The organism is uncultured Algibacter sp. (assembly GCF_947495925.1).
Taxonomy (GTDB): domain Bacteria; phylum Bacteroidota; class Bacteroidia; order Flavobacteriales; family Flavobacteriaceae; genus Algibacter_E.
On the sequence record NZ_CANMAU010000001.1, the window covers coordinates 518957 to 534397 of the forward strand.

Genomic DNA, 15441 nt, shown 5'->3' on the forward strand with positions numbered 1-15441 from the left:
GATTTAGGGAACATCAAAGATACAATTTAATATATTTTCTATCATACCTAAATAACACCCCTCAATATAAACTAAAATTTTATTGATTCTAATCCTGATTTGATTGTATTATAATTGATTAAAAAAACAACTATTACTATATATTTGTAACATATCATTTCAAACAAAAGCTATGCGTTTTAAAATATTAACTTTATTAAGCTTAATACTCTTATTTTCTAGCTGTAAAAAAAATGCAGAAAACAATAAAGTTGCACCCCTTAAGGAAGGTAACGCCCAGGGGATATCTGAACGTAATATAATGGATTTGGATTATATTGAATATGCCCTTGACCAGAAAGTAGACACTATCGTTCAGGATTGGGATGAATACACCCAAATTCAAGATGTTATTGATGAAGTTAAAACAACTGATTTGAGTTTTTTTAACGATAACGAAAAGGCCATTAAATTACTTCTAAAAGATTTAAAAGTTAACATTCCAGAACCTTTAAAAGCAGCTTCCATTGAAGCCCGATTATTAGTTGTTGAAACCAAGCTTTATAAACTAGAAAGTTTATCAAATTTATCATCTACTAGTAAGGAAGAACTTTTATCCACGATAGAGGAGTTTTTAGTAGCTTTTTCTAATTTGAATTTACAAATGAATAAAAAGATAGAGTTTGACACAAGGGTTATTGAAAAACCTTAAGACATCTCTTTTCAAATAAAAAGGGCTGTTCTGAAATTTCAGAACAGCCCTTTTTATTTGAAAATGCTAAGCTTACTGCTTAGGTTGATCAGCTTGAGATTGTAGCACTTGCTTTTGCCTTAACAATTCATTTTTAGTAATCTGGATGAGATTAAAGTTGGGAGCTATTTTTAATGCCGCATCCAAGATATCAACAGAAGCATCAATATTCGCTTTAGTGTCTTTATTGTATGTGGACAAAGCATTTAGATACATAAAAGCTGCTCTTAATGGCACCTCATAAGGTTGCTGTGTCTCGTAAAACGCATGTTTCATATCATCCTTAGAATTTGCTAAACCATAAGCAATATGCTTATCAGCTTCCTCCAAATTTTTAATTTGCAAACTTAATTCAGCCATCTCATAAGCCACCGAAGGATTAGGTGCTCTTTTAAAAACTTCTTCAAATTGCTCTAATGCTAACTTCGGTTGCTTTACTGCCTTTAACGAAATGGCTTTAACCTCAACAGCAATATCAGAATCAGTAGTATTATTCTCAATACCAATAGTGTTTAAAGCCTGCACATACTTACCCTCACTCATATAAATATATGCCAAAGTGTCTTTTCGAGCTTGTGATGGCGCTAATATATTTAAGTGCGTCATTCCATTAATAATACCCTGCACATCTCCTTGAGATTTCATCTGTAAATAATAAGCTTCATAGTGCTCAATTAATTCTGAGTTAGCTTGCCCACTCATCATAAAACTGCTCATCACTAAAACCAATCCAACTACTTTTTTCATTTTTATAATTATTTAAATTTAGAGCGCTAAAACTATAAAAAATTAACATTTAAACTCTTAAAAGAATGCTAATTATTTGAAATTGTATTAAAACCCATCCTTGATTTAAACATTTTATAGCATATTAAAGGCTTCCTGATAAGATAATTTTCTAGGAAATATGAAAAAAAATAATTATATTTAAGATTACTAATTAAAGAAATATTATATGGGAATTAAGAGTTTTCAAGGGGCGAGGAGACAGCAATCAAGTAGTGCTGACTCACAATCGTTAACGGTAAGTGATTATATGACAAGAAATTTAATAACATTCACCCCAAACCAAACTATTGAAAGTGTTATGCAAGCGTTAATTAGCAACCGGATTTCTGGTGGCCCTGTAATTAATGATAAAAGAGAATTAATAGGAATAATTTCTGAAAGTGACTGTATAAAACAAATTAGTGAAAGTCGATATTACAATATGCCAATGCAAGATATGACCATTGAAAAATATATCACCAAAGATGTTGATACTATAGATGGAAATATGAATATTTTTGATGCAGCCAGTATTTTTGCTAAAAGCCCAAGACGTCGTTTCCCTATTGTTGAAAGAGGAAAACTCGTTGGTCAAATAAGTCAAAAAGATGTACTTAAAGCAGCAATGACTATGAAAGGGCAAACCTGGAAATAGAGTATTTTGTTTTAATGCAAAAAAGCCTTTAGTTTAAAACTAAAGGCTTTTTTTTATTTTTATCACTTGAAAGCAGCATATTAACTTTCTCTTTTAACGAGGGCGTAATATTCATTTTCTAGAGGCAAATATCCTTGATCGTAAACAAAATAATATACAGTTCCTACTTTGGTCGTATAAATATTAGTAAAGTAATTAAAATCAAAACCAGCTTCAATAAGTTTAGCTCTAGAGGTTCTAGTTTTTTGTTCGGGGTTTAAAGTTTCCAGTATTCTATAATTTTTACGAAGTCTATTATTAGTATTCCTAATGAGGTTCTTACTATCCTTATTTACCTTATTATTATAGGAATTCCGACAGCCATCACTACAAAACTTCTTATCAACCCTACCAATTATTTTATCCCCACATTCTAAACATTGCCTTTCCATCATTATTTATTTTCAATTTTATACCATCTTAGGTTTAACTTTTCATCTTCAAAATAGAAGTCTTCAACATAGTTCAATCCTATTTTTAATAAAGCGTTATGCGAGGCTTGATTTCCTATTTCTGTAGTTGCATAGAGTTCAGTTAATTTCATAATATTAAAAGCATAATCTACAGCAGCCTTTCCAGATTCGGTAGCATAGCCCTTGCCCCAAAATGGTTTCATTAATCTATAACCAACATCGTAATACTCTGTAAACCCGTTCATATTATACTCGGTATTTAATCTAATTCCAGACCACCCAATACATAAACCCGAAGATTTCTCAATAGCTATCCATCTGCCTATGCCTCTTTCTTCATATTGATTAAGAACACTTTCAATAGTATTTTGAGCCTCAACTCCAGTTTTAATAGGTTTATTTCCTAAATACCTATGCACCTCAGAGTCAGAATCCAATTCAAACATGGCATCTAAGTCACTGAGTCGCATATCTCTTAAAATAAGTCGTTCTGTTTCAATATTAAATATCATTTCTAACTGATTATGCCCAAATACTATCAAGCGTATAAGGACTACCTTCGTATACCCAGTGTTCTCCTGTTAAAAATCTGTAATTCATGTCCAGAGCAGCTATCGTATTCATTTCACTATCTGACAACTCAACAGCTTGTGCTTCATAATTTTGTACGATTCTACTAGGGTTAACTGACTTAGGTATAACCGATGTCCCTCTATGTAAAGCCCAACTTATTAAAATTTGACCGGATGTTGCATTTTTAGATTTAGCGATTTCAGTAATCACTGGATCTTCCAAAAGTCTAGGCTCATTTTCCGCTTTAAACTTCGCTGCTCTATCTCCTGAACCTAGTGGTGCATAGGCCGTAAGATGCATATCATTCGCTTTACAAAGCGCCAACATGTTATTCTGCTGATAATAAGGGTGTGATTCCACCTGATTTATTTCAGGTTTAATTTTGGAATTTGAGATCAGCTGCTTTAAGGCTTTAGGCCCGAAATTAGAAACGCCTATATGTTTTACTAATCCTAATTCCACCCCTTTTTCCATACCTTCCCAAGTTAATTCGTTTGGTAAATCTTCCAACGAAATAAAATCTTCTACCTTACTAACAAAAGGAATTTCCTTTTTTTGAGCAATTGGCCAATGAATTAAGTATAAATCCAAATACTCTAATTGTAAATCGCTTAAGGTTTGTTTTAATGCAAGAATAACATCATTTTTTGCATGCATATTACTCCATACTTTAGAGGTAACCCAAACATCTTCTCTAGTTACAACACCTTCTTCAAAAAGTTCAGATAAAGCCTTTCCAACTTCCTTTTCATTCCCATATGCTGCAGCACAATCAATATGTCTGTAACCTGCTTTAATGGCAGTTTTCACGGCATTATAAACGTCGCCTTCAGCCGATTTCCATGTACCTAACCCGAAAGCCGGCATATGATCATTATTTTTAAATTGTAGTGTTCTCATTGTTTATATAAGAGTTTTTATTTTTGATTTTACCGAATAAAAGTAAGTCGTTTTTACCAATTTCCTGCGTAACTCAAGGTTATTTTTGACGATGACATTAGGAACTCAAATTTATACCGAAGAATTTGCCTAATATGTAAATAATCATGAGCCAACCAATTGCGTAAAAATAATTCTCCTGATAAATCTCCAAGCTCTGGGTGGCTTAACGAACTGCTCCAGTTAACATCTTTAATTTGTTTCAACCACGCAATTGAATTTACACGCTCCTCTAGAAATAAATCAAGCACCTTATTAAAATCTTTATTACCATAATCATGAGATTTAACCCATCCTACAGGATCAATAGGCTCCAACTCGTTGTCCGGATATTCTAAAGCATGTTTTACCCGCGCTCTAAAGTCATAGATTTCTTCATCTAAAAGGTGGCAGACAATCTCTAAAAGATTCCACTTCTCCGGATTTGGTCGCCATTTATATTGCTGCTCCTCAATATTTTTTAATAGATTTTCAAAAACTAAACCATTTTTTTCTAATTGATCAAATATACCTTGAACCTCCATTTCTACTAAAATTTTGGTTAATATACGTAAAATACAATCGTTTACAAACGACTACAAACACTTACAAACGATTTTAAATAAGTAACAACCGAATAAAATTTGAAGACCATCAGATCTTTGCATTGTCGAAACATAAGAACTCGATAGTATTAACTGTTTAATACAAAAAATTTAAAATTATGAACACACTTAGAAACAAAGTACAGTTGATTGGTAACCTAGGAAACGACCCAGAAATCATCAACCTTGAATCAGGAAAAACATTGGCAAAATTCAATATTGCAACAAACGAAAGTTACACCAATAATAAAGGTGAAAAAATAACAGATACGCAGTGGCACAATATTGTAGCTTGGGATAAGACAGCTCAGATTATTGAAAAATATGTTGAAAAAGGGAAAGAAGTTGCTATTGAGGGCAAATTAACATCACGTAGTTATGATGATAAAGATGGGAACAAAAGATATATAACCGAAGTAGTATGCAGTGAATTATTAATGTTAGGAAAATAAATTTTCCTTCTCAATAAAAAAGAGTGATTTCAACTGAGGTCGCTCTTTTTGTAATTATTTATTTAACCCATTAAAAAAAAGCAAACTATCTTTTACATGCGTTTCCCAATAAATCCATTCATGCTTACCTGAAAACTCTTCGTATATGTGAGGAATATTTTCATCTTCCAATTGGGTATGTAGTTTTTGATTATGCACTATTAATTCATCATCACTTCCGCAATCAAAACGAAAAGGTGACAATTGATTTTTATTTTTTTTCATTAGTGCAATAACCGCTTCTTCCTCGTCATTCTCTTGCCTATAGTTCTCTAAGCCTTCTTCAACAAACAATGCCATTTGCGGAACATCTGTAATTGAACTATGCCCAGAAAAACCATCAAACACCTCGTGATATTTAGCACCAAGTCTTAAGGCTCCGTACCCCCCCATAGACAAGCCTCCAATAAATACTTTAGATGCCTTAGTAACTTCAGGTATATTTTCCTTTACAGCCGCTATTACATCTTCGGCTATCCATTTTTCAAAGTTTAAGCTATTGTGAGGTAAATATGCTGAACCGTCTCCCCATAACCCATCAGAAGGCATAGCAATAACCATGGGCTTTATAGATTTTTCTTCTATTAATTTTTGAGCTGTCCTATGAACGCCTGCTTTTTGACTCCAAATCCAAGCACTTCCATAAACACCATGCAACAAAATAACTAAAGGAGTATCCGTCGTTAATTCCACATTTGGCACAAACAGACAAATATCACCACGTCCTTTAAGATTTGGTGTTTTAACGGTTATAAATCTTAAATTATCCGATTCAAATTCAGGATTAGATATTTCTGTAGTTTTAAATTTTGATGCCATAAATAAAAAAAAATGTTTATAATGAAACTACATTTCATTTAATCAAATACAATTACCCCTTTAGCATTCTTACCTGTCAACATATCATCAAATGCCTGTTGTAAATCATCTAAAGGATAGGTTCTCGTAATCATTTCATCTAATAATAAATCTCCCTTATCATAAAGAGATACTAGCTTTGGAAAATCTATATGCGGACGACATTTTCCATATAATGGATTTATGTAAATCTTATCCCATTCAAACAAATTCATGTCTATGGTAATTTCCTCTTCAATACCACTTACCTGAACTGCAGTTCCTGCATTACGAACCATGGCCAATGGGGCCGCTCCTAGCGCAGGGATTGCTGTACATTCAAATGCAAAATCGGCTCCTCGACCTTCAGTCATAGTCTTTACTTTTTTAGCTGCAAGCGTTAAACTAGCATCATTTTTATCAGCTAGTATCGTATGTGTAGCTCCAAATTGCTTAGCCATCTCTAATCGATTTTCATTAATATCGATAGCAATAATTTTTGAAGCTCCAGAAATTCTCGCTCCTTGAATCACGTTTAATCCAACACCTCCAGTTCCTAAAATAACGGCAGAACTTCCAGCCGTTACTTTAGCAGTATTTACCGCAGACCCATAACCCGTCATCACGCCACAACTAATAATACTGGCCGACGGCATAGGCATTTCACCATCCAGTCTTACACAAGCAGACTCCTTAACAAGTGCATATTCTGCTATGGTTCCTATATTGAACGAACGTTCGACAGGTTCATCATTCCATTTACTGCCTTCTAAATGAGCATGTCCAGGAGTATATCCGTTTCCACCGGCGGTAACAGGTGAATTATTTTCACAGATATGCTGATTTCCTTCTTGACATTGAAAACACTTCATACATGGAGTTGCCCAGTTTAGAATCACTTTATCTCCAGACTTCAAACCAGATACATTTTTTCCAACTTTTTCAATTATTCCAGCACCTTCATGTCCTAAAACAATGGGTTTACCCCAAGTTAACGAATCATGATCGGTATGACACAACCCTGCAGCTAATATTTTTACGATGACTTCATCTTCTTTAGGATCTTCAATAACTAAATTTTCGATACTAAATGTTCCATCTCCTTTTGCAACTGCACTTCTAGAAATTAATGACATATTTTAATTTTATAAAAAACTTGTAGGCTTCATAGGAATTGAAGAGTCTACTAATTTTGTTTTGTTTATTTTTTGTTTTCCTTTTATAAACCGTGCGCCTAGTACGTAGGCTTTAGCATTGTTTACCGCATCAACAGCTAGCAATTCTTCATCTTTAAAATACCAAACTGAAAAACTTGTTTGTTCCACTTCTTCTTTTCTTACTAAGACCTCGTTATAACCCCAAGAAAGTCCAACCATTTGAAGTTTAATATCATATTGATCTGACCAAAACCATGGAATAGCATTATACTCTTGTTCTTTTCCGCAAATAGAAGCAGCAGCAATTTTACCTTGATCAACAGCATTTTGAACGGATTCCAATCTCACATAACGTTGATAATGTGAGTTATAATGATAGGTGCAATCTCCAATGGCATAAATATTCTCATCATTAGTTTGAGTGAATAAATTAACTTTGATACCATTCTCAATGTCTAATCCAGCATTTTTAGCCAATTCGGTATTTACACGAATACCAACACCAATTACAATTAAATCGGCGTCATAACACATTCCATCATCACAAACAACTTGATTATAGCCATTCTTTTTGCTTATAGAAACTACATTTTTATTGGTTAGAACCTTAACTCCTTTTTCTTGATGTAGATCTGTAAAAAAATCAGACATCACTGGGGCTGTAACCCTTGCTAATACGTGTTCTTCGCGCTCTAAAACAACTACTTTTGCACCCAATTTATTAAGAGAAGCCGCAGTTTCTAAACCTATATATCCACCTCCAATAATAACGACACGTTTAGTTTTTGATGCATCAACAGCATTTTTAATATTAATGGCATCTTCACCCGTTCTCATGGCAAATATACCTTTAGGATCTTCAATACCTTTAATAGGTGGAATAAATGGCCTTGCACCTGTTGATATGACTAATTTATCAAAAGCCTGAGCGCTTCCATCTTGTAAAGAAATCGTTTTATCAGCCCTATTTATACTGGTAACTGTTTGCCCTAATTTTAAAGTGATATTATCATGCTCATAACTCTCTTTTGGTTTTAAAAGATTTCCTTCCAAATCTCCCTCTGTAAGATACGCTTTAGATAATGGAGGTCTATGGTATGGTATCATTGGATCTTTGTCAAATAATATAATTTGGCCTTCCCAACCTTCACGACGCAGGTAAGACGCAAAATTGACACCTCCATGACTTGCTCCAATAACAACACATGTTTTATTTTTTGTGTCTGCCATAAAACTTATTTAGCTACCTTAAACACAACACCATCTAAATCATCACTTACTTGAAGTTGACAAGAAAGGCGACTATATTCGTTTGTTAAATCATCAAACTCTAGCATATCACTTTCAAGCTCGCTTGCCTCTCCTGTTTTTGATGTAAACTCAGGCTCAACATGTACATGACATGTAGCACATGAACACACACCTCCGCAATCTCCATCGATACCTTTTACATTGTTCTTAACTGCCAGTTCCATAACCGACCCTGAATTTCCCTCTACTGTAATAGTCTCATTATCACTTGTAATAAATGTAATCTTAGCCATTTCTTTATTTTTTATTAAATCTTACTGTTATACTATCAAAACCAACCTTTCTCTTCATTTTGTCGATTTCCTCAATATTTTCAACACTCTCAATAATGTCCATTGAATCTACTTTCTCTGTTAAAGTAGTCATTAAAACTCTAAGTATTTGTCTCGCATGAGTAGCTCCTAAACAACTATGTTTTCCAAACCCAAACCCAACATGTGGGTTAATTTTTCGATCCAAAACAACCTCATTAGCATTTTCAAAAACAGAAGCATCTCTATTTGCAGATGCCCAGCATAATGATATACGAGAATCGGCTTTAGCGGCATGTTCGCATACTTGAGTATCTTCTGTTACGACACGCCCCATTTGAGTAAGTGGAGAAAAATACCGAATAAGTTCCTCGATTGCAGTTCCTATTATTTCAGGATTATCCTGTAAATTTTGTAATGACTTTGGATGTTCAGCAAAATATGCGATTGTATTTGTAACTGCATTTATTACCGTATCTCTTCCTCCTGCAAAAGTTAAAATCATAACCCCTTTAATCTCTTCCTTGGTTAGTTTTTTACCATCAACTTCTGATGAAAGAAGCACAGAGTACAAATCTTCTCCGGGATTTTCAATAGCCTTATCTATTTGCTCGTCTATATAGTCATATAATATATTTGCTTTATCTGCATCTAATGCTGATTCTTCACTTCTAAAAACATGTGTTCCCCAAGAAATCCATAAATCTGCTTCAGAGTATGGAATATTGAGTAATAGGGTTAACGCACGAGATTGAAGAACTAAAGAAAATTCACTGATCACCTCAACCGCATCTTTCTCTAGAACCTCATCTAGTAATGATGAAATTTGCTGAGTTAATTTTGCAGTATAAACTTCCTCCAACGGCCTTTTAAACCAAGGCTCAACTAAATCTCTATATGACTTATGAGCAGGAGGGTCAACCTCAAAAGGAATTTGTCTGACGTCTCTAATATCGACTTCCGAAGGAATCACAATACGCCCAGGCACTGCTCCTGATTGAAATGTTTTCCAATTATGAGCACATTTCCTAACATCCTTATGCCCTAAAACCATCATTGCTGGATCATCTTGATCATTAATATAATCAACCCCTTTATCTAATCTGGCCTCCTCAAAAGCATCTGAAAATTTACTACTCTTCATATCTATACATTTTTAGGGTACAAAATTGTTATTAATCCTTTTATCATCACAGACGAATATTGTCAAATATTTGAACTATATTTCCGAAATAAAGATGATTTAACATAACTTAGACCATATTGAGTCATGAAAGCCATTAAAGAACATGTTTTTCAGCCCTATTTACAATCTTTTATAACTACGGAGTACAAACAAGATTACTTTGATTCGTCATGGCATTTTCATATTGAATATGAACTCACTTATATAAAATCTGGTTATGGCACTAGGTTTGTTGGAACTAGTGCAGAACTATTTAATGCTGGAGATCTTGTTTTAATTGGGTCTCAGGTTCCACATTATTGGAGGTGCGATAATGCTTTTTATCAAAACAAAGGGTTGCTTGCAGAGAGTCTGGTTATACAATTTAATGATGATCTGTTTTTTAAAAATGAACTCCCTGAAATGAAAAACATTCATTTATTGTTAAAAAAATCAGCAAGTGGGATTCTTTTTCCTAAAAGTGAAAAATATGAAACACAAATTAGGTCTCTTTTAAGCTCAAATGGCATGAACAGATTACTTGCTTTTTACGAACTATTAAATCAATTAAGTCAAGAAACCGAACACACCTTACTATCAACAACACAAGAATCTCAGTTTTATCAAGCTCAAGATAGTGTGACTTTTCAAAAAATATTGAATTATATTTTTAACAATCTACACCATGAAATCTCTCTTACTGAAATTGCTACGAAAGTACATATGAGTAAATCTTCATTTTGTAAATATTTTAAAAAAAGAACTAAAAAAACTTTTACGGAATATGTAAACAAACTCAGAATTGCTCATGCATCCAAATTATTATCAGAATCAGATTTAACCATCTCTCAAATATGCTTTGAATCTGGTTTCAACAGTTTAAGTTATTTTAACAGGCAGTTTAAAAAGTATAAAAAAATAAGTCCAAAGGAGTACTCTAAACTACGATAATAAGAAGTGAAGGTTCTGAGTTAGAGATTATCAATATTATAATAACCTCCTTTATTTTCAGTTCTATCCAAAGACTGCCTGATAATTAAATGCGCCACATTAATCATGTTACGTAATTCGCAAAGTGAAGTAGTAATTTTAGACTCTTTGTAGAGATCTTCTACTTCTTCATAAATCACATCTAAACGCTTTATTGCTCTTTTTAAACGCTTATTACTTCTCACAATACCAACATAATCGCGCATTAAAGCCTGAAGTTCTTTTAAATTATGCTGAATTAAAATATGCTCTTCTGGTATCTTGGTTCCTTTGTCATTCCAATCAGGAATATCAACACGAATCATTGCATGATCTTGCTTAGATAATTTTTTAAAAATATTATGAGCATACACTAATGCTTCTAGCAAAGAATTAGAGGCCAACCTATTGGCTCCATGTAATCCTGTTCTAGAACATTCGCCACAAGCAAATAAATTATTAATGGTCGTATTCCCTTTCTTGTTCACCTTTATACCTCCACATAAATAATGAGATGCGGGAACAACAGGAATCCAATCGGTTTTTATATCAATATGATGTTCTAAACACTTTTTATAAATATTTGGGAAATGATCCATAAAAGCATCCATATCCAAATGTGTACAATCTAAATAAACGTGAGACTCACCAGATTTTTTTAACTCACTATCAATACTTTGAGAAACAATATCTCGTGATGCTAGTTCGGCACGGTCATCGTAACCAGGCATGAATCGATACCCTTTTTTATTTCTTAAATACGCACCAAAACCTCTAACTGCCTCAGAAATTAAAAACGAAGATTCTCCTTCAACTTCGTATAAAGCAGTTGGGTGAAATTGGACAAACTCCATATCTTTTATACGTGCTTTTGCCCTGTATGCCATGGCAATACCATCTCCAGTTGCTATAACCGGATTCGTAGTATGACCATAAACACAGCCAATACCTCCAGAAGCCAATAAGGTGCTATTGGATTTTATGGTAAAAATTGAACCCGACTTTTGATTAAAAATATAGGCACCATAACATGCTAATTCCTCTGAATCTAAATCTTTTATATGGTGATTAGTTACCAAATCAATAGCAAAATGATGTGGTAAAATAGAAATATTTGATAATTGATGAGCTTTACTTAATAAGGCACGTTCAATTTCGAAACCTGTAATGTCTTTATGATGGATTATGCGATATTCAGAATGACCCCCTTCTTTTCCTAAATCGAACTTACCAGCATCATTAATATCAAAATTCGCCCCCCAAAGCAATAATTCTTCCAAACGATCTGGACCCTCCTTAACCACCATTTCAACAACATCTTCTTCACAAAGTCCGTCGCCTGCAATTAAGGTGTCGTTTATATGTTTTTTAAATGAATCTTCTTCTTTGTTAGAAACAATAGCCACTCCGCCCTGAGCATACTTCGTATTCGATTCATCTTCATTAGCCTTGGTAACAATAACCACTTTTCTCTCAGGAAATTTCTCAGCTATTTTAACGGCAAAGGTTAAACCCGCCACACCAGAACCAATTACTAAATAATCCGCAGTCATCATATTATTTTGATAACTCCAACATACGTTCTATAGGTAACAAAGCGCGATCAATAATGGCTGGATCGACCTCTACTTGAGGCGATTCGTTCAACAAACAATCATATAACTTTTGCATGGTATTCATTTTCATAAAATGACACTCACTACAAGCACAGGTATTATCTTCTTTCGCTGGAGCAGGCACCAACTCTGTATTAGGCATTTCCTGTTGCATTTTATGCAAAATACCAGCTTCAGTAGCCACTATAAATTTCTGATCTTGATGTTCTTTTACGTAATTAATCATCCCCGATGTAGAACCAATATAGGTCGCCGTATCTAAAATATGTGTTTCAGATTCTGGGTGCGCTATAATCTTATAATCCGGATATTTTTTATGGAGTTCAATAAGTTTATCCATTGAAAAGGCTTCGTGAACAATACAACTCCCATCCCAAAGCAACATGTCTCTTCCTGTTTCATTTATAATGTATCTGCCCAAATTCTTATCTGGAGCAAAAATAATAGGCGTCTCTTTTGGAATAGATTCTACAATTTTCAAAGCATTAGACGATGTACAAACAATATCACTTAAAGCCTTTATCTCTGCAGAACAGTTCACATAAGTAATGACAACATGATTTGGATGTGCCTTGGTAAATTTTTTAAAAGCGTCAGGAGGGCAAGAATCTGCTAACGAACACCCAGCATTTAAATCTGGAAGCACCACTGTTTTTGACGGATTTAAAATTTTTGCTGTTTCTGCCATAAAATGCACACCAGCAAAAACAATAATATCTGCATCCGTTTCTGCAGCCTTTTGAGACAAACCTAAACTATCTCCAACATAATCGGCTATATCTTGAATTTCACCTATTTGATAATAGTGCGCTAAAATAACTGCATTCTTTTCCGCTTTAAGGCGTTTTATTTCTTTTACTAAATCCATTTTAATCTTTGAGAATATTAACAAATACTAATGGTACAAGATAACCATTAATAAAGTTACAAATATCTTAATTAAAACCGTTAGTAAAATGCGAATTCCTTAAAAAATAGCATTGAATAGAAAACCTATAGTTTTTTTATTAAATCATTAAACTTTTGTTAAACAAACACTTTAATAATTGGCAAAACGGGAAACCTGTTTTAATAAAAAATCAACCTTCTAAGCCACAACAGACATGTTTTGAATATCTGCCTGTATTTCATTTAACTTTAACTCTGTCTTTTCAAGCTCATGCAATATAGTCCCTTTTACATCCTGAAAACTAACCTTTAAATTGCTAAATAAACCTTGGTAATAGTTTATTCCAGCCATCATATTTTTAGTAAATGTTTTAAGATACTTCTCTTCTTTCCTGTTCATAGCATACTTCGTCTCATCTAACTTATTCCTTAAATAATCCATATAAATATGAAGTTCTTTAATAAAGAAATTAGGACGATCAATTCTGGAAACCATATTAGCTCTTCCATAAATATGATCTGTAATATTTTCGAGACTCATTACCTTCGAATAATAAGCCATATTTGGGCCAGGACAAACAGAAACACCTTCACCTTCCACCTTAGTCTCTAATTTATATTTCAATAAAGCCGAGGTTCCTAAACCCACACAGGTACATGACTTTTCAATAATTTTATTATACTCTTTTTGATAACCTTCTGAATCTAAATTTTGCTCATCAAGTGCTTTAATTTTTAAATATTGAAACTCTCTTGAGGCTGTGCAAATTCCGGTTTCTTTAAATTCTTTATTCATAGCCACAAACTTCTTAGGGCACGAACTCCCTGGTCTACCTTTATTAATCAAAGTCTGCTTTTCGGCGTCCTTAGTATTGTTTTTTAAATTATTAAAAGGAATACCTAAAGGCGAAATATCACTTAAATACAAATCTTGCTCTTCAGCTTTAGCAAGTTTATTTAAGGTTTTATCATCTACTGTTGTTGCTTCTGGCACTAATAAAAAAGGACTTCCCCAACCTACTGAATCCAACTCGTAATGATCCAATAAAAAAGCATGCTCTTCTTCTGTTCCAACTCCACCTTGCGCTGTAATTTCAAAGGTTAATGGATTTGTTGGAATTTCTCTATTTTGATTTTGAAGTTCTTGATTTAAAACACCTTGTATAGCATCTTGCAACTCTTGTCGTTTCTCTTTAAACTCTGCTAAAACAGGCCCTAATAAATAGCCATCTGTAGCAAAAGCATGTCCGCCACAATTGAGACCTGATTCAATGCGATATTCAGAAACCCAAAGTCCTTTTTTTGCTAAAAACTTCCCTTGAATAAGCGCCGATCTATAATCACTTACTTTTAAAATAATTCGTTTTTTAAGGTTCCCTTTTTTGTCTGGAAAAAAGTCGTCAAATTGACCCATATAACTATAAAGCCTAGGGTTCATACCCGCGGAAAGCACCACCGAAGATTGTAATTTACTATTTGCAAAACCCCTTAAAGCTGCATGAGCGTCGTTATATTCAACAGGTAATTTCTCGTCTTTTTTATAATTATCCTTATCGACTTTAGTCATGATATTAACATCAATAGCTCCCATAACTAAATTCTTGGAAGCCCAAGCCTTAATTTCAGAAAAGTCAAATCCTCTTGATGTTAAATTTCTAAATTCTGCTTTAAGCTTAGAATTATCAGGTAACATATGAATATAGGCTAAAAGTTCATCACCCTTTTTAGCAGTCATATCTTTTAAAGATTCAAACTTTTTATCAGCTAAATCACTAATTAAGTCTAAGTAGGATGTAATTCTCTTAGCTCTAAAATCTTCTATTTTATCAGTAATCTCATGGTAAGGGATCTCAAATTTCTCACTATACATCTTTCTTAGTTTCTCTAGTAAAATGTCATCAACTAGAGAAATAACCGAATCCATACCATACTGTGCCACTTTTAAAGGAGTATCAATTGTAAAACCTATTCCCATAACTGGGATATGAAACGAATGTGCTTTTTTCATATATAAAATATTTAGACTATTAAATCACAGTAAACACTGGATTTTAG

Annotated in this window: 17 protein-coding genes; 4 read left to right on the top strand and 13 right to left on the bottom strand. The window is 33.5% G+C overall.

Annotated features, from left to right (window positions below; genetic code table 11):
- The first annotated feature begins 172 nt into the window (after window positions 1-172).
- Entirely contained in the window at window positions 173-691 is a 519-nt protein-coding gene (locus tag Q0857_RS02325) for a hypothetical protein (protein WP_298531555.1), read from the top strand.
- 72 nt (window positions 692-763) lie between these two features.
- Here the strand turns inward: Q0857_RS02325 and Q0857_RS02330 are convergent, their stop codons facing one another.
- Window positions 764-1477 (bottom strand): hypothetical protein, encoded by a 714-nt coding sequence (locus tag Q0857_RS02330; protein WP_298531558.1) that lies wholly within the window; start codon window positions 1475-1477, stop codon window positions 764-766.
- A gap of 208 nt (window positions 1478-1685) precedes the next feature.
- Between Q0857_RS02330 and Q0857_RS02335 the strand changes: the two genes are divergently transcribed.
- Window positions 1686-2153, top strand: coding sequence for a CBS domain-containing protein (locus Q0857_RS02335; protein ID WP_298531559.1), 468 nt, complete (start codon window positions 1686-1688; stop codon window positions 2151-2153).
- Between the two features lie 80 nt (window positions 2154-2233).
- On the opposite strand, the gene Q0857_RS02340 is transcribed toward Q0857_RS02335, so the two are convergent.
- Genes Q0857_RS02340 through Q0857_RS02355 form a run of 4 tightly spaced genes read right to left on the bottom strand, consistent with a single transcriptional unit; the run spans window position 2234 to window position 4641 of the window.
- Window positions 2234-2584 (bottom strand): hypothetical protein, encoded by a 351-nt coding sequence (locus Q0857_RS02340; RefSeq protein WP_298532162.1) that lies wholly within the window; start codon window positions 2582-2584, stop codon window positions 2234-2236.
- Window positions 2585-2586: 2 nt separating this feature from the next.
- Window positions 2587-3117: a GNAT family N-acetyltransferase gene (locus Q0857_RS02345; RefSeq protein WP_298531562.1), complete on the bottom strand. Its 531-nt coding sequence runs from the start codon at window positions 3115-3117 to the stop codon at window positions 2587-2589.
- 10 nt (window positions 3118-3127) lie between these two features.
- The gene (locus tag Q0857_RS02350) at window positions 3128-4078 is read right to left on the bottom strand and encodes an aldo/keto reductase (protein WP_298531567.1); all 951 of its coding nucleotides are present in this window, start codon (window positions 4076-4078) and stop codon (window positions 3128-3130) included.
- 53 nt (window positions 4079-4131) lie between these two features.
- Window positions 4132-4641 carry a DinB family protein gene (locus Q0857_RS02355; RefSeq protein ID WP_298531570.1) on the bottom strand — a complete coding sequence of 170 codons (510 nt, stop codon included), beginning with the start codon at window positions 4639-4641 and terminating at the stop codon, window positions 4132-4134.
- Window positions 4642-4820: 179 nt separating this feature from the next.
- On the opposite strand from Q0857_RS02355, the gene Q0857_RS02360 reads away from it, so the two are divergent.
- The gene (locus Q0857_RS02360) at window positions 4821-5153 is read left to right on the top strand and encodes a single-stranded DNA-binding protein (protein ID WP_298531573.1); all 333 of its coding nucleotides are present in this window, start codon (window positions 4821-4823) and stop codon (window positions 5151-5153) included.
- 54 nt (window positions 5154-5207) lie between these two features.
- Here Q0857_RS02360 and Q0857_RS02365 read toward each other — a convergent pair whose 3' ends face one another.
- From Q0857_RS02365 to Q0857_RS02385, 5 genes are read right to left on the bottom strand one after another with little or no spacing between them, the layout of a single operon-like run.
- Window positions 5208-6011 carry an alpha/beta hydrolase-fold protein gene (locus tag Q0857_RS02365; RefSeq protein ID WP_298531574.1) on the bottom strand — a complete coding sequence of 268 codons (804 nt, stop codon included), beginning with the start codon at window positions 6009-6011 and terminating at the stop codon, window positions 5208-5210.
- A gap of 38 nt (window positions 6012-6049) precedes the next feature.
- Window positions 6050-7165, bottom strand: a complete 1116-nt coding sequence (locus Q0857_RS02370) for a Zn-dependent alcohol dehydrogenase (protein ID WP_298531576.1) — start codon at window positions 7163-7165, stop codon at window positions 6050-6052.
- Window positions 7166-7174: 9 nt separating this feature from the next.
- A complete protein-coding gene (locus Q0857_RS02375) occupies window positions 7175-8416 on the bottom strand; it encodes an FAD/NAD(P)-binding oxidoreductase (RefSeq protein ID WP_298531578.1) in 1242 nt (413 codons plus the stop codon).
- Window positions 8417-8421: 5 nt separating this feature from the next.
- On the bottom strand, window positions 8422-8730 hold the full coding sequence (locus Q0857_RS02380) for a 2Fe-2S iron-sulfur cluster-binding protein (protein WP_298531580.1): 309 nt from the start codon (window positions 8728-8730) through the stop codon (window positions 8422-8424).
- A gap of 4 nt (window positions 8731-8734) precedes the next feature.
- A complete protein-coding gene (locus Q0857_RS02385) occupies window positions 8735-9892 on the bottom strand; it encodes a cytochrome P450 (RefSeq protein ID WP_298531583.1) in 1158 nt (385 codons plus the stop codon).
- A gap of 126 nt (window positions 9893-10018) precedes the next feature.
- Here Q0857_RS02385 and Q0857_RS02390 point away from each other — a divergent pair, with 126 nt between their 5' ends.
- Window positions 10019-10864 carry an AraC family transcriptional regulator gene (locus Q0857_RS02390; RefSeq protein WP_298531586.1) on the top strand — a complete coding sequence of 282 codons (846 nt, stop codon included), beginning with the start codon at window positions 10019-10021 and terminating at the stop codon, window positions 10862-10864.
- A gap of 20 nt (window positions 10865-10884) precedes the next feature.
- On the opposite strand, the gene nadB is transcribed toward Q0857_RS02390, so the two are convergent.
- The 3 genes from nadB to Q0857_RS02405 all read right to left on the bottom strand — a co-directional run bounded on the left by nadB (window position 10885) and on the right by Q0857_RS02405 (window position 15394).
- A complete protein-coding gene (nadB, locus tag Q0857_RS02395; protein WP_298531589.1) occupies window positions 10885-12438 on the bottom strand; it encodes an L-aspartate oxidase in 1554 nt (517 codons plus the stop codon).
- 1 nt (window position 12439) lies between these two features.
- The gene (gene nadA, locus Q0857_RS02400; protein WP_298531590.1) at window positions 12440-13366 is read right to left on the bottom strand and encodes a quinolinate synthase NadA; all 927 of its coding nucleotides are present in this window, start codon (window positions 13364-13366) and stop codon (window positions 12440-12442) included.
- 219 nt (window positions 13367-13585) lie between these two features.
- A complete protein-coding gene (locus tag Q0857_RS02405; RefSeq protein WP_298531594.1) occupies window positions 13586-15394 on the bottom strand; it encodes a hypothetical protein in 1809 nt (602 codons plus the stop codon).
- Window positions 15395-15441: the final 47 nt, after the last annotated feature.